The sequence below is a fragment of the Pseudomonas sp. ATCC 13867 genome (genome assembly GCF_000349845.1).
Classification (GTDB): Bacteria; Pseudomonadota; Gammaproteobacteria; order Pseudomonadales; family Pseudomonadaceae; genus Pseudomonas.
In genome coordinates, this window is the sequence record NC_020829.1 from 3487138 (window position 1) to 3508338 (window position 21201).

Below are 21201 nucleotides of genomic sequence, written 5' to 3' on the forward strand. Positions count from 1 at the left end.
AGCCCTGATTATTCTTGTCGGGGCCATTAGGCAGCCTGCGGCGGGCTGCGGCTATCGTTCCTTAGTAGCACGCCAGGCACATGCATCGACCGCCCGCCGGTTTCCGTGCGCTCGGCCGGCAAGACCGGTAAAATCTCCGCCCTTTCCGCCGGCGCGATCGATTTCGCGCCACCCAGCGACCCCTGATCCGACGCACCGATGACCACTGCCACGATGACCGCCACCACCCGTCCCGAGCCTTCCCGCCGCTTCAGCGTGGCCCCGATGATGGACTGGACTGACCGTCACTGTCGTTTTTTCCTGCGCCAGCTGTCCAGCCATGCCCTGCTCTATACCGAGATGGTCACCACCGGCGCACTGCTGCATGGCGACACCGCGCGCTTCCTGCGCCACCACGAGTGCGAGCATCCGCTGGCGCTGCAATTGGGCGGCAGCAATCCGGCGGACCTGGCGGCGGCGGCGAAGCTGGCCGAGGCCGCCGGCTACGACGAAGTCAACCTGAACGTCGGCTGCCCCAGCGACCGCGTGCAGAACAACATGATCGGCGCCTGCCTGATGGGACATCCGGCACTGGTGGCGGACTGCGTGAAGGCCATGCGCGACGCCGTGTCGATCCCGGTGACGGTCAAGCACCGCATCGGCATCAATGGCCGCGACAGCTATGAACAGCTCTGCGACTTCGTCGCTCAGGTGCGCGATGCCGGCTGCCGCAGCTTCACCGTGCACGCGCGCATCGCCATCCTCGAAGGCCTGTCGCCGAAGGAGAACCGCGAGGTTCCGCCGCTGCGCTACGACATCGCCGCGCAACTCAAGCGCGACTTCTCCAACCTCGAGATCATCCTCAACGGCGGCATCAAGACCCTGCAGGAATGCCGCGAGCACCTGCAGGTGTTCGACGGCGTGATGCTCGGCCGCGAGGCGTATCACAACCCCTATCTGCTGGCCCAGGTGGACGCGGCGCTGTACGGCTCGGACGTACCCGCGATCAGCCGCGCCGACGCCCTGGCGCGCCTGCGTCCCTACATCGAGCGGCACATCGCCGAAGGCGGCGCGATGCACCACGTGACCCGCCATATCCTCGGCCTGGCCCAGGGTTTCCCCGGCGCGCGGCGCTTCCGCCAACTGCTGTCGGTGGACGTGCACAAGGCCGCCGATCCGCTGGCCTTGCTCGACCAGGCGGGCGAACTTCTCGCGGGTCATTGAGTCCCGTTGAGCGATGCATCGGCCTCGGGTAAGGTCGATGCATCCTCCACGGAAAACTCGCCATGACTTCCAAGCTCGAACAACTCAAGCAGTACACCACGGTCGTCGCTGATACCGGCGATTTCGACGCCATTGCCCGCCTGAGGCCGGTGGATGCCACCACCAACCCTTCGCTTCTGCTGAAAGCCGCCGCCCTGCCCCGCTACGCCGAGCACCTTGCCCGCGCCACCGAAGGCGCGCGCGGTGACGCCGGCCTGGCCTGCGACCGCTTCGCCGTCGCCGTGGGCAAGGATATTCTCGGCGTGATTCCGGGGCGCATCTCCACCGAAGTGGACGCCCGCCTGTCCTTCGATAGCGAAGCCACGCTGCAGCGCGCCCATCGCCTGATCGAACTGTACGACCAGCAAGGCATCGGCCGCGACCGCGTGCTGATCAAGATCGCCTCCACCTGGGAAGGCATCCGCGCCGCCGAGCAACTGGAGCGCGAAGGCATCCAGACCAACCTGACCCTGCTGTTCTCCTTCGCCCAGGCCGCAGCCTGCGCCGATGCCGGCGTATTCCTGATCTCGCCCTTCGTCGGCCGCATCTACGACTGGTACAAGAAGGCCAACGGCCGCGACTACGTGGGCGCGGAAGATCCAGGCGTGCAGTCCGTCTCGCGCATCTACCGCTACTACAAGGCCAACGGCTACGAAACCGTGGTGATGGGCGCCAGCTTCCGCAACCTCGGCCAGATCGAACAGCTCGCCGGCTGCGACCGCCTGACCATTAGCCCGGACCTGCTGCAGCAACTGGCCGAGGCCCAGGGCGACCTGCCCCGCGTACTGCAACCCGGCGGCGGCGAAGCGCGCCAGGTGCTGGACGAAAGCGCCTTCCGCTGGCAAATGAACGAGGATGCGATGGGCACCGAGAAGCTGGCCGAAGGCATCCGCCTGTTCGCCCGCGACCAGGAAAAGCTCGAGGCGCTGCTTTCCGGCCAATAATCCCGGCGCGCACGAATGAGAACCGGCGCCCCAGGGCGCCGGTTCTCATTCGGGGATCAGCGGATCAGTGACGCTCGAGGGCGTTCACCAGATCGTGGAAAGCCTCGCGATTGGACTCGTTGAGTCCCATCAGGATGCGGTGGGCTTCCAGCACCTTGCCGCGCACCACCTCCTCGGACTGGTCCTGGGGAGGCAGATCGGTCAGGCAATCCGAGCACGGAATCGGGCGATCGACGATGTTGAACACCTGATCGAAGCCCATCGACTGCAGCAGCCGGGTGATGTCCGCGTTGGTGGTGACCAGCGTGGGCAACAGGCCGACCTTCTGCCGCGAGAGGATCGACAGCTTGGCCAGGAGGCCCAGCGTGGTACTGTCGATGCTCTGGGTTTCCGTGAGATCGATGATGATCGCCGAGAAATTCAGCGCGGCGAAGATTTTTTCAATGGTGGCATCCAGCGCCGAACACAGGGTCAGTCGGACTTCGCCCACGAACTTCAGGACGAATGAGCCATCCTGCTCGGCGAACTGGATTTTACCGGTACTCATGCAAGGTTCCTGCTCAACACCAGCAAGGCAATATCATCCGGCATCTCGGACAACTTGGCCAGCCCGAAGACCTGTCGCAGGCCATCCAGCGTTCCGCCGGCGGCGACGACCTGCTGTGGCAGGGCCGTCTCCTTCTCCTTCAGGGTAACTCCCGGCAGCACATCGAGAATGCCGTCGGAGAACAACGAAAGACTGAAGGACTTGGGTAGATCAAGGACATGGTCCTCGTAGGTCGCTTCGTCGAACAGCCCGACCGGCAGGCCACGGCCTTCCAGGTAACGGGCTTCGCCGTCGACATAGAGTACCGGCAACGGCAGGTGGCCACCGATGCTGTAGGTCAGGCGGTCGGTATCCAGGTCGATCACGCCGCCGAGCATGGTCACGTGCTTGCCCAGCTTGCAGTTGATCAGGCCACGGTTGATATGCCCGAGCACATCGGAGGGTTTGAACTCCGGCAGCATGCCGTTGCGCCGCGATTCGTAGAGCAGGCGCGTGGTCATGAACTTCAGCAGCACGGTGACGAACGCCGAGGAGGCGCCGTGGCCGGACACATCCGCCAGATAGAAGCCGATGCGGCGGGCATCCACGCGGAAGTAGTCGACGAAATCGCCCGACAGGTACAGCGACGGGATGATCTGGTGGGAGAACACCAGGCCGTCGGACTCCCACGGGGTTTCCGGCAGCATGTTCATCTGCACCTGGCGACCGGCGTTCTGGTCTTCCTGGAGCAGGTTCAGGCTGGCCTGCAACTCGCGGTTGGCGGTTTCGAGCTTCTCGCGGTAGCGGCGGTTTTCCGAACGCAGGAAGGCGCGGTCCAGGGCGCGGCGGACCGAATGTTCCAGGACGGCGAGGTCTTCCAGCGGCTTGATCAGGTAGTCGGCGGCGCCCAGGCGCAGGGCCTCGACCGCATCGCTCATGACGCCGGCGCCGGAAAGCACGATGACGGGAGTCTCCACCGCCATCTCGCTGACGCGGCGGATCAGCTCCAGGCCATCCATTTGCGGCATGCGCAGGTCGCAGATCACAAGGTCGGGCAGCGAGTGCTCGAATACCTGCAGGCCCTGCTGGCCATTGGTGGCCTGCTGGACGGTGAATCCGCTGTCTTCCAGGTAGGCGGCGAGGCTTTCTCGAACGACGTCGTCGTCATCGATGATCAGCAGCGAGGCACTGGGTTTGTGCATGGGTCATCCAGGCAAACGGCGCCGGAGGTAGTGGTGGTGGCGCTCATTCAAGGGAACAACGGCGCGGGTCGGGTGCGACAAGGCGCAGACACTACTCCCATCCGTCCGAGGGTTCAAGCGGGCGCCGCCCGCGACCGGGTCTGCCGGGCGCGGGGGCTGTGCCTGCGGAGCGGGAGGGCCAGGATCAGAAGTCGTCTTCGACCTGGCCGTCCTTGACCTTGAACTCGCGGTTCTGCAGGTAGGCGTTGCGAATGAAGGTGTACTTGTCGCCGCTGATCAGCTTCTCGGACTTCAGCAGGTCGGCGCGGGTATCGACGATGTCCACCCCACGGATGCTGTTACGCACCGATACGTTGTCGATATACGGATACGGGCCGGTGTAGGCGTCCGGAATCAGCGACGGCGCATCGCGCAGGGTGCTCGGGCCCAGCAGCGGCAGCATCACGTAGGGGCCGCTGCCGACGCCGTAGTGACCGAGGGTCTGGCCGAAGTCTTCGTCGTTGCGGCGCAGGCCCATGTGGGTGGCGACGTCGAAGAAGCCGGCGAGGCCAAAGGTGGTGTTGAACAGCAGGCGGCTGGTGTCGACGCCGGCATCGCGCATTTTCAGCTGCAGCAGGTCGTTGACCAGGTTGCGCACATCGCCGATGTTGCTGAAGAAGTTGTGCACGCCGTCCTGGACGAAGTTCGGGGTGACGTACTGGTAACCCTGGGCCAGCGGCTTGAGCGCGTAAGTGTCGAGGGTGTCATTGAAGGTGAAGATCGGGCGGTTGATGCTCTCCCACGGATCATCCTCGCTCTCGGCCTGGGCCAGGATGGGAGTCGTCGCCAGGCAGGTAGCGGCGAGCAGGCTGAGGCAGCGTTTCGTCCATTGGACGCCTAGTGGGCGCATCGGTAGTTCTCCAGTGAATGACATTTCGGACCCGTCCGAGCAGGCCGCTATGCGGGCGGAGTATATAGGTCCGCGAGCATTTTGATGACAGGCAGCACCATCGTGGAGTTTCGAAAAGGCCGCCGCCGCGGGCAAGCATGCCGCCCGCGACGACCTCCACGGACAAAGCATAGTGCCAGTTCAGTCCGGGAAGCGTGCGTCGATGACGATTTCCAGCGCATCCGAACGCCAGAACTCCCGGTCGAACTCCACCAGCCGCCCGCCGGCAGTGTAGTTTGTCCGCTCCACGTGCAGCCCCGGCGACCCCGGCGTGAGCTGCAAGGGCGCCGCCCAGACGTCATCCAGCGCCGTGGGATGCATCATCAGTTCGCAGCGCGACAGCGTCAGCCCCAGGCGTTCGCGCAGTACCCGGGTCAGGGACCTGTCCAGCGCCTCGTCGAGCAGGCCGGGACACCAGCCGGCGTCCAGCACGATCTCCTCCAGCATCACCGGACGCTCATCGACCCAGCGGCGGCGACGGACCCGGAACACCTCGGCGTCGTCCGCCAGGCCCATCCGCCGGGCCAGCAGGGGGCCGGCGGCGCAACGCTCGGCCGACAGCACCTCGGTGCGCGGCGTACGCCCCTGGGCCTGGACATAGTCCATGAACCCCGTGGTGCGCGTCGGGTTGTAGCGAATCCGGGGCGGTGAAACGAACCAGCCGCGACGGTTCTCGCGGTACAGCACGCCCTCGGTTTCCAGCTGCTGTAGCGCCTCGCGCAGGGTCACGCGGGTGCAGCCGAAGCGCTCGGCCAGTTCGCGCTCGGGTGGCAGGCGCGGCCCCAGGGTCGACTCGGCGATGTCACGGGCCAGTTGGTCGCGGATCCGCAGGTAATGAGGCATGGGTTCGACCGGCATGCGGCTGTCTCCGAAAAATGCGCGGCGATTATAACGGCAGCCGCCTCGACTTCATCGGACCGTCACATTGGCCCGCTAGTCTGGCCTAGACCAATTATCAGAAAGCCCGCCATGCCTGCCACTGCCGACCTTCCGCGCTTCACCACCCTGTTGTTCGGGCTGTCCGGTGATCTGGTGGATTTCGGCGCAAGGACGCTGCCGGTGGCCCTGCGGCGCACCTGTCCCGACTGTCCGCCGGAGCGCCTGGCCGACGCCCTCGTCCTGCCCCCGCAGGATGCCCTCGAGCATGCCCTGGGACGCAGTGCCGATACGCAGGAGCGCAGCCGCTTCCAGTCCGCCCTGGACGAAGCCGCCCAGGCCCACGCCGAGGCCACGCCCGGCGCCCTGGATGCCCTGCAGGCGTTGCACGAGCACGGCGTTCCCTGCGCCTGGCTCGATGAGCTGCCCGCCCCCACCACGCTTCGCCTGGCCACCGCGCTGGACGAACGACTGGCCGCCGGACTGGAAGTCGGCGGCCGCCAATGGCCGGCGCCGGATGCCTGCTGGCAAGCGCTGATGCGCCTGGACAGCCCGCGCCTGGACGGCTGCGTGCTGGTCAGCAGCCAGCCACGGTTGCTGCAGGCCGGCCTGAACGCCGGGCTCTGGACCATCGGCCTGGCCGCCAGCGGCCCACTCTGCGGACATGCCCCGGGCGACTGGGACGCCCTGGCGAACCTGGAGCGCGACCGCCTGCGCGCCCAGGCGACCCTCGGCCTGTACCGCCTCGGCGTGCATTCGGTCATCGATCACCTGGGCGAGCTGGATTCCTGCCTGCAGGACATCACCAGCCGCCGCCTGAAAGGAGAGAAACCATGAAGCCCGCTCGCCATCGCTTCATCGACGAACTGGCCGAACGCTTCGCCAGCCACGGCGCGGAGCCGTATGGCGAAGCCATCAGCCAGGCCGAGCACGCCCTGCAATGCGCGACCCTGGCCGAACGCGCCGGCTGCGCCGACAGCCTGGTGATCGCCGCCCTGCTCCACGACATCGGCCATCTCTACGAAGACCCGGCCGTGCTGGAAACCCGGGACCTGCGCCACGAAGAGTTCGGCGCCAACCTGCTGCGCGAGCTGCTGCCCGAGTCGGTCTGGCAGCCGGTGCGCCTGCACGTCGCCGCCAAGCGCTACCTGTGCGCCGTGGATCCGGCCTACCAGGCCGGCCTGTCCTGGGCCTCGCGGCAGAGCCTGGCGCTGCAGGGCGGCGCCTTCGACGAGCGCGCCGCCAGCGCCTTCGTCAGCGCCCCCTATGCCCAGGACGCCATCACCCTGCGTCGCCTGGACGACCTGGGCAAGGACCCATCCATGCGCACGCCGGAGCTGGAACACTTCTTCCCGCTGCTCGAACGCCTGCTGCATGTTGATCGGCATCAGGCAGGGGTGCGCGCGGCGAGTTAAGCTCAAAGACATGGCGATGGACCTTTCCCCTACCGGGCAGGTCCATCTTGGGCACGTACCGCAGAAGGACACCACCATGCCGACACAACGCCTCCAGCAAGAACTCCAGGCCCTGCGCGAGCAACTGGAGCGCCAGCCGCCGCTGACCGAGGATGACCGCGCCGCGCTGCGGGCCCTGATCAAGGACATTGAGATGCAGCTGGCCAACGAAGAGGCGCTGGCCGACGAAACCCTGACCGACAGCATCAACCTGGCCGTGGAACGTTTCGAGGCGAGCCACCCGACCCTGGCCGGCACCCTGCGCTCGATCATGCAGAGCCTGGCGAACATGGGCATCTGAACCCCGGCTTCGTGATACCAACGCATGAAAAAACCCGGCCCAGGCCGGGTTTTTTGTATCCGCGCTTTACTGGCGCACCAGCCGGCGATTGTCCGGCTGTACGGCCTCGCTGCTGCGGTAGGGATTGATGTCCAGCCCACCGCGGCGTACGTAGCGCGCGTAGACGGTCAGGCGGGCCGGCTGCAGCAGGCGCTGCAGGTCGAGGTAGATGCGCTCGACGCACTGTTCGTGGAAGTCCTGGTGCTGCCGGAAGGACACCACGTAGGCCAGCAGGCTCGCGGCATCCAGCGCCGGACCGGTGTATTCGACCACCAGCGTGCCCCAGTCCGGCTGGCCGGTGACCGGGCAGTTGGATTTGAGCAGATGGCTGTAGAGCACTTCGTCGACGCGACGGGTGTCGTCGCAGCGCAACAGTTCCGGGCGCGGGCGATCGTAGCTGTCCACCGCCAGGTCCAGGCCGTCGATGCAGGTGCCTTCGATCAGGGCCATGCCCTCGCCCGCCACGTCATCCAGGCTGCGCACGCGCACGCGCACCGGCGCGCCGGCGGCGGCGGACAAGTCACGCTCCATCAGCGTGCGCACGGCGTCGGCGCTGTCGAAGGCGGTCTGGTTCAGCGAATTGAGGTAGAGCTTGAACGACTTGGACTCGATGATGTTCGGCGACTGTGCCGGAATGGCGAACTCGCCAATGGCCACCACCGGCTTGCCCGATGCGGTCAGCCAGGACAGCTCGTAGCAGTTCCAGATGTCCACGCCCCGGTACGGCAGGGTTTCGGCCGTCAGGCCCAGCTCGGCCCACTTGGTGGTGCGGGAAATCGGGAACAGCAGCTCCGGCGCATAGGTGGAAACGTATTCGCTGGATTTGCCCAGGGGCGAGTGTTCGGCGGGATGGTGCATGAGGAGGACCTGCTGGATCGGCGATGCGGGCGGTGACGCGAGGCGGCGAGTGTATACAAATCCGCCGGTCCTTTCAGCAGCCGGCGGACGAGCCGGATGGAGGACGAACTCCGCTGACTACAAAGGTGTCCGGGGCGCACATGGCCTTGTAGGAGCGAGCTTGCTCGCGAACAGTCCAGACGGCGGGGCTGCCGGGTGACCCGTTCGCGAGCAAGCTCGCTCCTGCGAAGAGCAGGTCGAGCGTCAGAACCACATCCGCACGCCGGCGACCCAGTAGCCCTCCTCGTCGACCTCGCCTTCCGCGCGGGCGATGTCGCCGCTGCGGCCGTAGGTCTTGTTCCAGACGTAACCAAAGTACGGTGCGAACTCGCGGCGCACTTCGTAGCGCAGGCGCAGGCCGGCCTCCAGCTCGCTGCCCCCCGCGCCGACACCGATGTCGCGGTCATCGGCCAGCGCTAGGTTGTACTCCAGCGACGGCTCCAGGATCAGTTGCTGGGTAAGCAGCAGTTCGTACTCGGTTTCCAGGCGCAGCGACGGGTCGCCGTTCTCGCTGAGGAAGAGGTTGGCGTCCACTTCGAACCACTGCGGCGCCAGTCCCTGGATGCCGAGTACGGCGTAGGTGCGCGACGGTCCCGGCTGGTCGTCGTAGCGCACGCCCACCTGCCAGTCCCAGAAGTCGGCGACCATGCGCTGGTAGAGCAGTTGCACTTCGTTGTCGGTGGTCGGGCCACCGGCGTCACGCTCGCCCTCCAGTTTCAGGCGCAGTTTCTGGTAATCGGTGCCGTACCAGCCCTGGGCCTCCCAGCCCAGCGCCTGATCGTTGCCGTGGAAGCGGCTTTCCAGGCGCTGGATCAGCAGCGATCCCATCGGCATATCGTCCATCTCGGCACTTTGCGCGGGCAATGCCAGGCCCAGGGTCGCCGCGCAGGCCACCGTTGCTATGCGTTTCATGACGACTCCTCAGAGGCTGGCGGCGGCAGGTGCCGGCTCGACGATGACCTTGCGCATCATGCCGGCGGCCATGTGGTAGATCAGGTGGCAGTGGAAGGCCCATTCGCCCAGGGCGTCGGCAGGCACGTCGACGTCCAGGGTGCTGCCCGGCGCCACGCTGACCACGTGCTTGAGTGGGTTGAAGCGGCCGTTGCCCTTGTCCAGTTGCATCCACATGCCATGCAGGTGCATGGGGTGGGTCATCATGGTGTCGTTGATGAAGCGGATGCGCACCCGCTCGCCGTAGGTCAGGCGGATCGGCTCGGCCTCGGAGTACTTCTTGCCGTCGATGGACCAGAAGTAACGCTCCATGTTGCCGGTCAGGCGGAACTCGATGGTGCGGTCCGGCGCGCGGTAATCGGCGAAGGGGCGCATGGCCTTGAGGTCCGCGTAGACCAGCAGGCGGTTGCCCGGTTCGGCCGGTTGCGGCGTGAGGCCGCTGCCGGGGGCGTAGTCGGACTTCGACGCGGGGGCGGCGCTCATGGACGCGTGATCCATGCCGGCCATCTGCGAATGATCCATGCCGGCCATGCCTGAAGCCTCCTGGCCCTGCATCGCCGAATGGTCCATGCCGGCCATGCTGGAGTGATCCATCGCCCCGTCCTGCTGCGGCATCGCCATGCTGCCGTGGTCCATGCCGCCGTGGGCCATGCCCATGTCCGCCATCGTCAGCAACGGACGCTCGCGCAGCGGCGGTATCTCGCCCCGCATCCCGGCGCGCGGTGCCAGGGTCGCGCGGGCGTAGCCGCTGCGGTCCATCGCTTCAGCGAAGAAGGTGTAGGCGCGGTCTTCCTGCGGCTGCACGATCACGTCGTAGGTTTCGGCCACCGCGATGCGCAACTCGTCCACCGTCACCGGCTGCACGTCGTTGCCGTCGGCCTGCACCACGGTCATCTTCAGGCCGGGGATGCGCAGGTCGAAGTAGCTCATGCCCGAGCCGTTGATGATGCGCAGGCGCACCCGCTCGCCCGGCTTGAACAACCCGCTCCAGTTCTGCTCGGCGTCCTGGCCGTTGACCAGGAAGCGGAAGCCGGCGATGTCGGCGATGTCCGTCGGCGTCATGCGCATGCCGCCCCAGTCCAGGCGATCGCGCAAGGTCGCGAGTAGTCCATTGGCGCTGGAGTCGGCGATGAAGTCACCGAGGGTGCGCTGGTTGCGGTTGTAGTAGTCGCTCTGCTTCTTCAGGTTGGCGAACACGGTTTCCGGCCTGGTGTCATGCCAGTCGGCCAGCAGCAGGGTGTATTCGCGGTCGTAGCGGTACGGCTCGCGCTGCCTGGGTTCGATCACCAGCGGGCCGTAGAGCCCCTCGATCTCCTGGAAGTCGCTGTGGGCGTGATACCAGTAGGTGCCGGACTGCTTCACCGTGAAACGGTAGGTGAAGGTTTCGCCGGGCTTGATGCCGGGGAAGCTGATACCCGGCACGCCGTCCTGGGTGTAGGGCAGGATCAGCCCGTGCCAGTGCAGCGAGGTGTCGCGGTCGAGGGTATTGGTGACGCGCAGCTCGACGTCCTCACCCTCCTTGAAACGCAGCTCCGGCGCGGGTGTCTGCCCGTTCACCGTCAACGCCTTGCGCGCACCGTCGGAGAGTTTCAGCTTGCCCTCGCCGATGGTCAGCTCATACACGCCCGCCTGCGCCGCCAGCGGCATCAGCAGCAGCGCGCCCAACGCCCAATTCCTTGCGCGGATCATCTTGGCACTCCCGGCTCAGGGCTTGACGGTCAGCTTGCCGACCATGCCGGCCTGGTAGTGCCCCGGGATGTTGCAGGCGAACTCCAGGCTGGTGGCCTTGCTGAAGGTCCAGGTGAGTTCGGCGGTCTTGCCCGGCTCGACCAGCACGCTGTTGGGGTCGTCATGCTTCATCATCTGGCCCATCGGCATGTTGCCGTGGCCCATCTTGCTGTGGTCCATCTTGCTCATGTCGTGCTGCATGCCGGTGGGAGTCAGCATCCCGGCATCCATCATCTGCTGCATTTCCTTCTGGTGGCCGGCATGCATCGCCGCGCTGCCGAGGTTGAACTCGTGCAACAGGCTGCCGGTGTTGTGGATGACGAAGCGCACGGTTTCACCGGCCTTGACGTCGATGTTTTCCGGGTCGAAGTACATTTCCCCCAGCTTGATTTCCACGGTGCGGGTGGCCTGGGCGGCCTTGCCCGGCTTGCCGAAGTCGTAGGCATGCCCGGCATCGGCCAGGGCCGACAGGCTGAAGCTCGCGGCGATGGCCAGGGCGGAAGCGCAGAACAGATGACGCAGGGACATATCGCAACTCCTCGATTGGGTTTGGCTCATCCTCGCCCTCCCCGCCTGCCGCCTGGCTGTCAGGAAGATTACAGTTCTGTCAGCTTCGCACCCTTCGCCGCTGGCGGGTTTATAAAGACGACGAAAAAAAGCCCGCCGGGTGGCGGGCGAGGAACCTCTCGATGAACAGGTTTCAGCCATGACGACTGACGTCGGCGGCGCGCTCCTGCATGCGCTGGAAGGTGATATCCCCGCCCCCATCGGCCAGCGCAGGGGGGACGGGGAACAACAGGACGGAGAACAGCGTGGCGATGAACAGGTGCATGGTGGGTCTCCTGGAAGATGTACCCGCAGTCTGCGCGGACCAGGCTGTCAGAGCGCTGACACAGTGATTACCCTATCGACAGCTGCGCCGCTGGCGCCTGAATGGATACCCCCGAAATGAAACTCCTGATCGTCGAAGACGAACCCCGCATCGGCCAGTACCTGCGGCAGGGCCTGAACGAAGCCGGCTTCGCCGTGGACCTCTGCCAGGACGGCGACGAAGGCCTGCAACTGGCGCTCTCCGGCGAACACGACCTGCTGATCCTCGATGTCATGCTGCCCGGCCGCGACGGCTGGCAGATCCTCCAGGCCGTGCGCCAGACCGGCAGCGCGGTGCCGGTGCTGTTCCTCACCGCGCGCGATGCGGTGGAAGACCGCGTGCGCGGGCTGGAGCAAGGCGCCGACGACTACCTGGTGAAGCCCTTCGCCTTCGTCGAATTGCTGGCGCGGGTACGCACCCTGCTGCGGCGGGGTGGCCAGCAGTTGCAGGAAACCACCCTGCAACTGGCCGACCTGGAATTGGACCTGCTGCGCCGCCGGGTACAGCGCGCCGGCAAGCGCATCGACCTGACCGCCAAGGAGTTCGCCCTGCTGGAGCTGCTGCTGCGGCGCAGCGGCGAAGTGCTGCCCAAGTCGCTGATCGCCTCGCAGGTCTGGGACATGAACTTCGACAGCGACACCAACGTCATCGAGGTCGCCATCCGCCGCCTGCGCGCCAAGGTCGACGACGAGTTTCCGCAGCGCCTGATCCACACCGTGCGCGGCATGGGCTACGTGCTGGAAGAGCGCGACGCATGATGGCCGCCCGCCTCTCCCTGGGCGTACGCCTGAGCCTGCTGTTCGCCGCCTGCACCGCCGCCGTCTCGCTGCTGGCGGGCATCGTCTTCAGCCGTGCCAGCGAGGCGCATTTCGTCGAGCTGGACCTCCAGGTGATGGCCGGCAAGCTGGCGATCTTCCGCGACATCCTCGGCAACGTCGCCGACCCGGCCCAACTGCAGCCGCACACCGCCGAGCTGCGCCGCGAACTGGAGCGCCATCCCGACCTGGGCCTGCGGCTCAACGGCGCCGACGGCCGGGCCTGGTTCGAACAGATGCCGGCGCGGGTCATGCCCGACAGCCCACCCGCTTTCCGCGAACTGCAGGCGCCGCTGGACGCCAAGGCGCCGAGCGGCCCGCAACTGACCCTGGTGCTCGACATCACCCACCACCAGCACTTCCTGCAACGCATGCAGCAGTTGATCTGGCTGACCATGAGCCTTTCCGCGCTGGCCACCGCACTGCTCGGCGCCTGGGCGGCGCGCAGCAGCCTGCGCCCGTTGCGGCGCATGAGCGAGGTCGCCGCCAGGGTTTCGGCGCACTCGCTGACCACCCGCCTCGACGCCAGCCAGATGCCGCAGGAGCTGCGCGGCCTGGCCGGCGAACTGAACGCCATGCTGGCCCGCCTGGAAGAGGCCTTCCAGCGCCTGTCGGCATTCTCCGCCGATATCGCCCATGAACTGCGCACCCCGCTCACCGGGCTTCTGACCCAGACCCAGGTGGTGCTGTCGCGCTCGCGCGACCTGGAAGACTATCGCGAGGCGCTGCACGGCAATCTGGAAGAGCTGGAGCGGCTGACCGCGATGGTCAACGACATGCTGTTCCTGGCCAAGGCCGACCACGGCCTGCTGGCGCCGCACCGGCAGAAACTGGCGCTGGCCGGGGAGGTGGACGCGTTGCTGGAGTTCTACGCACCGCTGGCCGAGGAACGCGGCATCCGCCTGGAGCGCCAGGGGGAGCTGCAGATCCAGGGCGACCGCCCGCTGCTGCGCCGCGTGCTGGCCAACCTGCTCGACAACGCCCTGCGCTTCACCGCCGAGAACGGTACCGTCCGTGTGCGCCTGGAGCCCGGCCGGATAAGCGTGGAGAACCCCGGCCGGGAGATTCCCGCCGAGCGCCTGCCACGCCTGTTCGACCGTTTCTACCGTGCCGATCCCGCTCGCCGGGAGGGCCAGGGCGAGCACGCCGGGCTGGGGCTGGCGATCTGCCGGTCCATCGTTCGGGCCCACGGCGGGGATATTCGCTGCGAATCGGCGGATGGCTGGACGCGGTTCGTCATCGAATTCCCGCGATAGCGCTTTTGTAGGAGCGAGCTTGCTCGCGAACAGAGTTACCCGTAACTCCGGCGGGGGGCGGTTCGCGAGCAAGCTCGCTCCTGCAAGATCAAATGCCCCCGGCGGTAACGCACCCAATACTCCGAAAAAGAAAAGGCCCCAACCGGGGCCTTTGTCATCAACGCAACGCGCCGCTCACTGCCGCATGCCGCGCCCGCTCACCAGCAGGCGAATGCAGAACACGTAGAGCAGCACGGTCGCCACCAGCATGAAGATCACCGCCGTACCGATGCGGATGTCCGACACGCCGAGGATGCCGTAGCGGAAGGCGTTGACCATGTGCAGGATCGGGTTGGCCAGCGACACGGTCTGCCAGAACGGCGGCAGCAGCGTGATCGAGTAGAACACCCCGCCCAGGTAGGTCAGCGGCGTCAGCACGAAGGTCGGGATGATCGAGATGTCGTCGAAATTGCGGGCGAACACCGCGTTGACGAAGCCGCCCATCGAGAAGATCGCCGCCGTCAGCACCACCACCAGCACGGTGATGCCGATGTGGTGGATCTGCAGGTCGGTGAAGAACAGCGACAGCAGAGTGACGATCAGGCCCACCGCCAGCCCGCGCAGCACACCACCGCAGACGAAGCCCAGGAGGATGGTGTGCGGCGACACCGGCGACACCAGCAGTTCCTCGATGTTGCGCTGGAACTTGCTGCCGAAGAAGCTCGACACCACGTTGCCGTAGGAGTTGGTGATCACCGACATCATGATCAGGCCCGGCACGATGTACTGCATGTAGGTGAAGCCGCCCATGTCGCCGATCTGCCGGCCGATCAGGTTGCCGAAGATCACGAAGTACAGAACCATCGTGATCGCCGGCGGCAGCAGGGTTTGCGGCCAGATGCGCAGGAAGCGGCGAACCTCGCGGTAGACGATGGTGTTGAGGGCGACCCAGTTGGCGCGCAACTCGTGACTCATACCGCCACCTTCGACAGATTCTTCTCCACCAGCGACACGAACAGCTCCTCCAGGCGGTTGCTCTTGTTACGCAGGCTCAGCACCTCCAGGCCCTGGGCGTTGAGCTGGGCGAACAGGCCGTTGATGCCCTTGGACTTGTCCACCTGGACCTCCAGGGTATGGTCGTCCACCAGGCGCACCGGGTAGCCGTCGAGCTTCGGCGCCTCGCTCAGGGTCGCCTTCAGGTCGAGGTAGAAGGTTTCCACGTGCAGCTTGCTCAGCAGCTTGCGCATGCTGGTGTTCTCCACGATGGTGCCGTGGTCGATGATCGCGATGTTGCGGCAGAGCTGCTCGGCCTCCTCCAGGTAGTGCGTGGTGAGGATGATGCTGATGCCGTCCTGGTTGAGCTCGGTGAGGAAGTTCCACATCGAGCGGCGCAGTTCGATGTCCACACCGGCGGTGGGTTCGTCGAGGATCAGCAGGCGCGGTTCATGGATCAGCGCGCGGGCGATCATCAGCCGGCGCTTCATGCCGCCGGACAACTCGCGGGAGGCGGAATTGCGCTTGTCCCACAGGCCCAGCTGGGTCAGGTACTTCTCGGCACGGCCCTTGGCCACGCTCATCGGGATGCCGTAGTAGCCGGCCTGGGTGACGACGATGTCGAACACCTTCTCGAACTGGTTGAAGTTGAACTCCTGGGGCACCACGCCCAGGCAGCGCTTGAGGCCATACGGGTCCTTGTCCAGGTCGTGGCCGAATACGTTGACCGTGCCGCCGGTCTTGTTCACCAGGGTGGAGAGGATGCCGATGGTGGTGGATTTGCCGGCGCCGTTGGGGCCGAGCAAGGCGAAGAAATCGCCTTCGGCGACGTCCAGATCGATGCCCTTGAGGGCCTGGAAGCCGTTGCCGTAAGTCTTCGTCAGTTGACGGATGGACAGCGCGGAACTCATGGGGATTCCCGTTGCAAGTCTTTGGAAAGTCGCAAGTCTTTGGAAAAAGGCCTGCTTGATAAAGGTCCGCCGCGCGGATTGCAACCTCTGCTGCGCGCGCAGTGGCTCAGGTCAGTTCGGTCATGACCGCTTCGCGGTAGGCCGGGCGCGCCTTCAGGCGTGCGTACCAGGCCTCCAGGTACGGCTGCGAAGGGCGCTCGATGGGCATCTCGAACCAAGCATAGATGAAGCTGCCCAGCGGAATGTCACCCATGCCGAATTGTTCGCCAGAGAGGTACGGCTGCTTGGCCAGTGCCTGTGCCGGGATGTCCAGCAGCTGCGCGCAGGTCTCGAGCGCCGCCTGGATCGCCGCATGGTCGCGCTGCTCCGGCGGCGTGCGCAGGGTACCCCAGAACAGCGTGCGGAACGGTCCGGCGAAGGACGAGGTGGTCCAGTCCATCCACTTTTCGGCGCTGGCGCGCTGCTGCGGGTCCTGCGGGTACAGCGCCGGCGCGTAGCGCGCGGCGAGGTAGCGGACGATAGTGTTGGATTCCCAGAGGATGAAGCCGTCGTCGTCCAGGGTCGGCACCACGCCGTTGGGGTTCAGCGCACGGTACGGCGCCTCGTTGACCAGGCCGAACGCGCCGCCGGCGTCGATCCGCTCATAGGCCAGGCCGGCCTCCTCCGCGCACCAGAGCGCCTTGCGCACGTTGGAGGAATTTTTCCGGCCCCAGATCTTGAGCATGCTGCGCCTCTCTTGTTCTCGTCATTCGATGGTGCCGCGTCCGCTGGACGCGACTTTGGATGACGGCACCCTACCGGCTCGGGCGCTAGGAAAAAAGGCGTCTGTACTGATGATGACTATCGATTGCTTTCATGCTTGGCCGCCTCGGCACGCATATCGCCTGCCAGCGGCTCCTGTGTCCCGGCGAACAGGTGCGGGTAGCACTGCTGCAGGTAGCCGAAGAAGAACGCCTCCGGCACATCGGCGAACTGGCCGTGGCTGCGCAGGTATTCCATATGCCGCGCCCCCTCGCGATTGAACGGATGGAACACGCTGTCGCTGCGGCCATCGAACTCCAGCGGCAGCACACCGAAAGCCTCGCACAGGCCGATGTCGAAGGCCGGCGTGGCCTTGACCCAGCGGCCGTCGAGGAACAGCTCGGTATAGCCGTGCATGGCGAACACTTCGCTGCGCAGCAGTTCCAGCAGGCGCGGCGTGGCCAGGTGGTTCTTCACGTCGGCCAGGCCGATCCGCGCGGGAATCCCGCAATGCCGGGCGCAGGCCGCCAGCAGGGTGGCCTTGGGCACGCAGTAGGACTGCCCGGCCTGCAGCGCGTGGCTGCCGCACAGGGTCTGCGGGTCGAGGCTGAACACGTAGGGGTTGTAGCGGATCCGGTCGCGCACCGCGTAGTAGAGCGCTACCGCCTGCTCCAGCGGCGTGCCGCCCTGGCCCCGGTGATTTTCCGCGAACTCGATCACCCCGGGGTGGTCACTATCCACGAAGCGGCTGGGCTTGAGGTATTCCTGCATAAAGCTGTCTCCGCGATGCCTGTCCCGTCAGTCTAACCAGCCGGCGCGCCCGGCAGGCACGGCAATCCGGCCAAGCTGTCCGGCCAAGCAGCCATTGATCCTGTTCGACGGGCTAAGCTTGCGGGGCATTGCGGCAGGTACCCCGCGCCCTGCCCGCGCACCATTCGTCATCAAGCCCGCCGCGGCCTGTTGTCGTGGCGGACTGTCATGGAGGAATCCCCATGCTGTTGCTCTGGTTGCTCGTCCTGATTCTCGGGGTCGCCTGGCTGGCCCATCGACGTACCGCGCCACTCAAGGCCCTCGGCCTGGTCGCCGGCTACCTGGTGCTGATGAGCCTGCTCAGCCGCGCCCACGGCTGGATGGTGCTGTTCTGGCTGCTGTGGGCGGTGGCGGCAATGACCATCCTCGCTGCCGACCTGCGCCGCAGCCTGTTCACCTCGCGGCTGTTCGCCTGGTTCAAGAAGACCCTGCCGCCGATGTCGGACACCGAGCGCGAGGCCATCGAGGCCGGCACGGTCTGGTGGGACGGCCAGTTGTTCAGCGGCCGCCCGGACTGGGGCACCCTGCTCGGCTATCCGCGCGCGCAGCTGACCGAGGAAGAGCAGGCCTTCGTCGACGGCCCCACCGAACAACTCTGCGCCCTGGTCAGCGACCATGACATCGGCCAGCGCATGGACCTGCCGCCGGAAGCCTGGGCGTTCATCAAGGCGCAGGGCTTCTTCGGCCTGATCATCCCGAAGGAATACGGCGGCAAGGGCTTCTCCGCCTTCGCCCACTCGCAGGTGGTGATGAAGCTCGCCAGCCGCAGCGGCGATCTCGCCTCCACCGTGATGGTACCCAACTCCCTGGGCCCGGCCGAACTGCTGCTGCACTACGGCACCGACGCGCAACGCCAGCGCTACCTGCCGCGCCTGGCCAGCGGCGAGGAAATCCCCTGCTTCGCCCTCACCAGCCCGCAGGCCGGCTCCGATGCCGGCGGCATGACCGACATCGGCATCGTCTGCAAAGGCCAGTGGAACGGCGAGGAAGTTCTCGGCCTGCGCCTGACCTGGGAAAAGCGCTACATCACCCTCGGCCCGGTGGCCACCCTCCTCGGCCTGGCCTTCAAGTGCCATGACCCGGACCACCTGCTGGGCGAGGAAGAAGACCTGGGCATCACCCTGGCGCTGATCCCCACCGACACGCCCGGCGTGCAGATCGGCCGCCGTCACGTACCGCTGGGCGCCGCCTTCATGAACGGCCCCAACGCCGGCAAGGACGTGTTCGTGCCGCTAGACTGCATCATTGGCGGTGCGGACATGATCGGCAAAGGCTGGATGATGCTGATGAACTGCCTGTCGGTGGGTCGCTCCATCTCCCTGCCGGCGGTGGGCACCAGCGTGGCCAAGACCGGCAGCTACGTCAGCGGCCGCTACGCGCGCATCCGCGAGCAGTTCAACGTGCCGCTGGCGGCCTTCGAAGGCATCCAGGAAGCCCTCGCGCGCATCGGCGGCAACGCCTGGATGATGGACAGCGCGCGCATCCTCACCGCCAGCGCGGTGGACCTGGGCGAGAAGCCCTCGGTGCTCTCGGCCATCCTCAAGTACCACCTCACCGAGCGCGGCCGCGAGTGCATCGCCCATGCGATGGACATCCACGGTGGCAAGGGCATCATCATGGGCCCGAACAACTACCTGGGACGCACCTGGCAGTCGGCGCCGATCTTCATCACCGTCGAGGGCGCCAACATTCTCTCGCGCAACCTGATGATCTTCGGCCAGGGCGCCATCCGCTGCCATCCGTACGTGCTCAAGGAAATGGAACTGGCGAGCCGCGACGACCAGGACCAGGCCGAGCGCGAGTTCGACGACCTGCTGCTGCGGCACACCGGCTTCGCCGTCAGCAACGCCGCCAGCAGCCTGTTGCTGGGCCTTGGCCTGGGCAGCTTCGACCAGGTGCCGGGCGACCGCGTCAGCCGCCCGTACTACCGCGCGCTCAACCGCCTGGCCGCAGCCTTCGCCCTGCTCGCCGACGTCAGCATGATGTTGCTCGGCGGCGAACTGAAACGCCGCGAACGCTTGTCGGCGCGCCTGGGCGATGCGCTCAGCCACCTGTACCTGGGCTCGGCGGCGCTCAAGCGCTACCACGACCTGGACAACCCGGAATACCTGCAACCGCTGCTGCGCTGGGCGCTGGAGGAAAACCTGTGCAAGGCCGAAGCGGCGCTGGCCGGGTTGATCGACAACTTCCCCAGCCGCCCCTTCGCCTGCCTGCTGCGCGTGCTGGTGCTGCCGCTGGGCCGCCGCCATCGCGGCCCTGGCGACGCCCTGGATGCGGAGATCGCCGCCATCCTCGGCGGACCGCAGGACGACCCGGCGCTGCAGGCGATCCTCGCCGGCGCCTTCCTGCCCGACGACCCGCAGGACCCGGTCGGCAAGCTCGGCGTGGCCTACGACCGGCTCGCCGAGACGGCGCCGCTGCAGGAGAAATTGCGCCAGGCGCTGCGCGACGGCCGCATCGTCCCCGCCGCCGGCCAGTCGCCCATCGACGCTGCGCGCGACGCCGGCGTGCTCGACGCCAGCGAGGCGCAAGCCCTGCACGAAGCCGAACGCGCGCGCCGCGCCGTGATCGACGTGGACGACTTCTCTCCGGAGGAACTGCAGGGCAAGGCCGACTGAAGCACCCGGCGACGACTCGGGGCGCCTGCGGGCGCCCCTTTTCGATGTGCGTCTTTACCGACACACAGCAGTGCCACCGCCGGCCGCAGGGTGCACACTGCTACTATCCCCGTCATGGAGAATGCGCCATGCGCCGAAGCATCCCCCTGCTGCTGGCGATCCTGCTCGCCGGCGGCGCCCAGGCCGACCCTTGGCTCTATCCCAGCCGGCCACGGCCGGTCGCACCGCCCACGCCGGTCATCGATCCCATCCAGCGACAGCAGGACAGCCTGCAACGGCAGAGCGAGACGCGCCAGAACGAACTGGACCGCCAGCGCCTGCAGTACGAAAGCCAACGGCTGCAACTGGAGCAGGAAAACCTCAGGCGCCAGCAGAATAACCAGCGGCTGCAGGAGCAGCGTCGCCAGTTGCAGGACCAGGTGATCCAGCGCCAGCAGTACGACCAGCAGCAATGGCGCCTGGACCAGCAGCAACGCCAGCTCGACATGCAGCAACAGCAGATCGACAACCGCCGCCGGCAAATCCAGTCGCAACCGCTGCGCCGATAGTCCGGCAGTGCCGGCGAAACCCGATGTCGATATACTTCGCAGCCGTTTCAACGCTGTCCCAGAGGAAGCATCATGGCCAACGCCTATCTCGACCACCACCTCGCCCTGCTCAACCACCTGCGCACCATCCTTGGCGCCCTGGGCGAAGCCGAGCAGGTGCCGGAAGAAAACCACGGCCTGTTCCTCGAACGCTTCGATGAACTGATGAGCGAACTGCCCCGTGACCCGGAAGGCGCCCAGTATCTGGGCCAGGATCTGATCAGCCAGGTCTTCCACCGCTACCCGCAGATCGCCCACCTGGTCCCGCGCGACCTGCTGTGGTTCTTTGGCGGCGACTGCCTGCACTTCATGCCCGACGAAGAGCTGCAGATGTATCAGCAACTTGACGAGCGCCGCTTCGAAGCCGAAGAGAACGGCGAGTCTTTCGACTGGAACCGCGAGAAGCAGATACTCGCCCTGCCGGACGACGCGCCGAAGCACTGACGGCATCTGAAAACGAGAAAAGCCCGCACGATGCGGGCTTTTTCATGGGCGATACCCTGACATTCGAAGCGTTTCGATCAGACGCCAC

General features: G+C 66.3%; 23 protein-coding genes. 10 read left to right on the forward strand and 13 right to left on the reverse strand.

Annotated features, from left to right (window positions below):
• Positions 1–213: 213 nt before the first annotated feature.
• Together dusA and tal are read left to right on the forward strand one after the other, a co-directional pair.
• On the forward strand, positions 214–1203 hold the full coding sequence (dusA, locus tag H681_RS15440) for a tRNA dihydrouridine(20/20a) synthase DusA (RefSeq protein ID WP_015477811.1): 990 nt from the start codon (positions 214–216) through the stop codon (positions 1201–1203).
• A 62-nt stretch (positions 1204–1265) separates the two neighbouring features.
• Complete coding sequence (gene tal / locus H681_RS15445) at positions 1266–2186, forward strand: transaldolase (protein WP_015477812.1); 921 nt, start codon at positions 1266–1268, stop codon at positions 2184–2186.
• Between the two features lie 64 nt (positions 2187–2250).
• On the opposite strand, the gene rssC is transcribed toward tal, so the two are convergent.
• The 4 genes from rssC to H681_RS15465 form a co-directional block, all read right to left on the reverse strand.
• Positions 2251–2733 (reverse strand): anti-sigma factor antagonist RssC, encoded by a 483-nt coding sequence (gene rssC, locus H681_RS15450; RefSeq protein ID WP_015477813.1) that lies wholly within the window; start codon positions 2731–2733, stop codon positions 2251–2253.
• The gene (rssB, locus tag H681_RS15455; RefSeq protein ID WP_015477814.1) at positions 2730–3914 is read right to left on the reverse strand and encodes a two-component system response regulator RssB; all 1185 of its coding nucleotides are present in this window, start codon (positions 3912–3914) and stop codon (positions 2730–2732) included. The genes rssC and rssB overlap by 4 nt, the downstream gene beginning before the upstream one ends.
• A gap of 184 nt (positions 3915–4098) precedes the next feature.
• Positions 4099–4803 (reverse strand): MlaA family lipoprotein, encoded by a 705-nt coding sequence (locus H681_RS15460; protein ID WP_015477815.1) that lies wholly within the window; start codon positions 4801–4803, stop codon positions 4099–4101.
• A 180-nt stretch (positions 4804–4983) separates the two neighbouring features.
• Positions 4984–5700 carry a UTRA domain-containing protein gene (locus H681_RS15465; protein ID WP_015477816.1) on the reverse strand — a complete coding sequence of 239 codons (717 nt, stop codon included), beginning with the start codon at positions 5698–5700 and terminating at the stop codon, positions 4984–4986.
• A 111-nt stretch (positions 5701–5811) separates the two neighbouring features.
• Between H681_RS15465 and H681_RS15470 the strand changes: the two genes are divergently transcribed.
• The 3 genes from H681_RS15470 to H681_RS15480 all read left to right on the forward strand — a co-directional run bounded on the left by H681_RS15470 (position 5812) and on the right by H681_RS15480 (position 7473).
• Positions 5812–6555: a phosphatase gene (locus tag H681_RS15470; RefSeq protein ID WP_015477817.1), complete on the forward strand. Its 744-nt coding sequence runs from the start codon at positions 5812–5814 to the stop codon at positions 6553–6555.
• Entirely contained in the window at positions 6552–7133 is a 582-nt protein-coding gene (locus tag H681_RS15475) for a phosphonate degradation HD-domain oxygenase (RefSeq protein ID WP_015477818.1), read from the forward strand. Before H681_RS15470 ends, H681_RS15475 begins: the two co-directional genes overlap by 4 nt.
• A gap of 76 nt (positions 7134–7209) precedes the next feature.
• A complete protein-coding gene (locus H681_RS15480) occupies positions 7210–7473 on the forward strand; it encodes a DUF4404 family protein (protein ID WP_015477819.1) in 264 nt (87 codons plus the stop codon).
• A gap of 66 nt (positions 7474–7539) precedes the next feature.
• On the opposite strand, the gene queF is transcribed toward H681_RS15480, so the two are convergent.
• The 5 genes from queF to H681_RS27060 form a co-directional block, all read right to left on the reverse strand.
• Complete coding sequence (queF, locus tag H681_RS15485) at positions 7540–8370, reverse strand: NADPH-dependent 7-cyano-7-deazaguanine reductase QueF (protein ID WP_015477820.1); 831 nt, start codon at positions 8368–8370, stop codon at positions 7540–7542.
• Positions 8371–8613: 243 nt separating this feature from the next.
• Positions 8614–9321, reverse strand: a complete 708-nt coding sequence (locus H681_RS15490) for a copper resistance protein B (protein ID WP_015477821.1) — start codon at positions 9319–9321, stop codon at positions 8614–8616.
• Positions 9322–9330: 9 nt separating this feature from the next.
• Entirely contained in the window at positions 9331–11049 is a 1719-nt protein-coding gene (locus tag H681_RS15495) for a copper resistance system multicopper oxidase (RefSeq protein ID WP_041712063.1), read from the reverse strand.
• A gap of 15 nt (positions 11050–11064) precedes the next feature.
• Complete coding sequence (gene copI / locus H681_RS15500) at positions 11065–11616, reverse strand: copper-resistant cuproprotein CopI (RefSeq protein WP_015477823.1); 552 nt, start codon at positions 11614–11616, stop codon at positions 11065–11067.
• A gap of 172 nt (positions 11617–11788) precedes the next feature.
• Positions 11789–11920 (reverse strand): co-regulatory protein PtrA N-terminal domain-containing protein, encoded by a 132-nt coding sequence (locus H681_RS27060; protein WP_269078244.1) that lies wholly within the window; start codon positions 11918–11920, stop codon positions 11789–11791.
• A 116-nt stretch (positions 11921–12036) separates the two neighbouring features.
• On the opposite strand from H681_RS27060, the gene H681_RS15505 reads away from it, so the two are divergent.
• Together H681_RS15505 and H681_RS15510 are read left to right on the forward strand one after the other, a co-directional pair.
• Positions 12037–12717 carry a heavy metal response regulator transcription factor gene (locus tag H681_RS15505; RefSeq protein ID WP_015477824.1) on the forward strand — a complete coding sequence of 227 codons (681 nt, stop codon included), beginning with the start codon at positions 12037–12039 and terminating at the stop codon, positions 12715–12717.
• On the forward strand, positions 12714–14030 hold the full coding sequence (locus H681_RS15510; protein ID WP_015477825.1) for a heavy metal sensor histidine kinase: 1317 nt from the start codon (positions 12714–12716) through the stop codon (positions 14028–14030). The genes H681_RS15505 and H681_RS15510 overlap by 4 nt, the downstream gene beginning before the upstream one ends.
• A 174-nt stretch (positions 14031–14204) precedes the next feature.
• Here H681_RS15510 and H681_RS15515 read toward each other — a convergent pair whose 3' ends face one another.
• The 4 genes from H681_RS15515 to H681_RS15530 form a co-directional block, all read right to left on the reverse strand.
• Positions 14205–14984, reverse strand: a complete 780-nt coding sequence (locus H681_RS15515; protein WP_015477826.1) for an ABC transporter permease — start codon at positions 14982–14984, stop codon at positions 14205–14207.
• On the reverse strand, positions 14981–15913 hold the full coding sequence (locus tag H681_RS15520) for an ABC transporter ATP-binding protein (RefSeq protein ID WP_015477827.1): 933 nt from the start codon (positions 15911–15913) through the stop codon (positions 14981–14983). The genes H681_RS15515 and H681_RS15520 overlap by 4 nt, the downstream gene beginning before the upstream one ends.
• A 106-nt stretch (positions 15914–16019) precedes the next feature.
• Positions 16020–16637, reverse strand: coding sequence for a glutathione S-transferase (locus tag H681_RS15525; RefSeq protein WP_015477828.1), 618 nt, complete (start codon positions 16635–16637; stop codon positions 16020–16022).
• A 116-nt stretch (positions 16638–16753) separates the two neighbouring features.
• Positions 16754–17425 carry a transglutaminase-like domain-containing protein gene (locus tag H681_RS15530; protein ID WP_015477829.1) on the reverse strand — a complete coding sequence of 224 codons (672 nt, stop codon included), beginning with the start codon at positions 17423–17425 and terminating at the stop codon, positions 16754–16756.
• 221 nt (positions 17426–17646) lie between these two features.
• Here H681_RS15530 and H681_RS15535 point away from each other — a divergent pair, with 221 nt between their 5' ends.
• The 3 genes from H681_RS15535 to H681_RS15545 all read left to right on the forward strand — a co-directional run bounded on the left by H681_RS15535 (position 17647) and on the right by H681_RS15545 (position 21113).
• Positions 17647–20082 carry an acyl-CoA dehydrogenase gene (locus H681_RS15535; protein ID WP_015477830.1) on the forward strand — a complete coding sequence of 812 codons (2436 nt, stop codon included), beginning with the start codon at positions 17647–17649 and terminating at the stop codon, positions 20080–20082.
• Between the two features lie 128 nt (positions 20083–20210).
• A complete protein-coding gene (locus H681_RS15540) occupies positions 20211–20630 on the forward strand; it encodes a PA2816 family glutamine-rich protein (protein WP_015477831.1) in 420 nt (139 codons plus the stop codon).
• Positions 20631–20702: 72 nt separating this feature from the next.
• Positions 20703–21113: a PA2817 family protein gene (locus H681_RS15545; RefSeq protein ID WP_015477832.1), complete on the forward strand. Its 411-nt coding sequence runs from the start codon at positions 20703–20705 to the stop codon at positions 21111–21113.
• Positions 21114–21201: the final 88 nt, after the last annotated feature.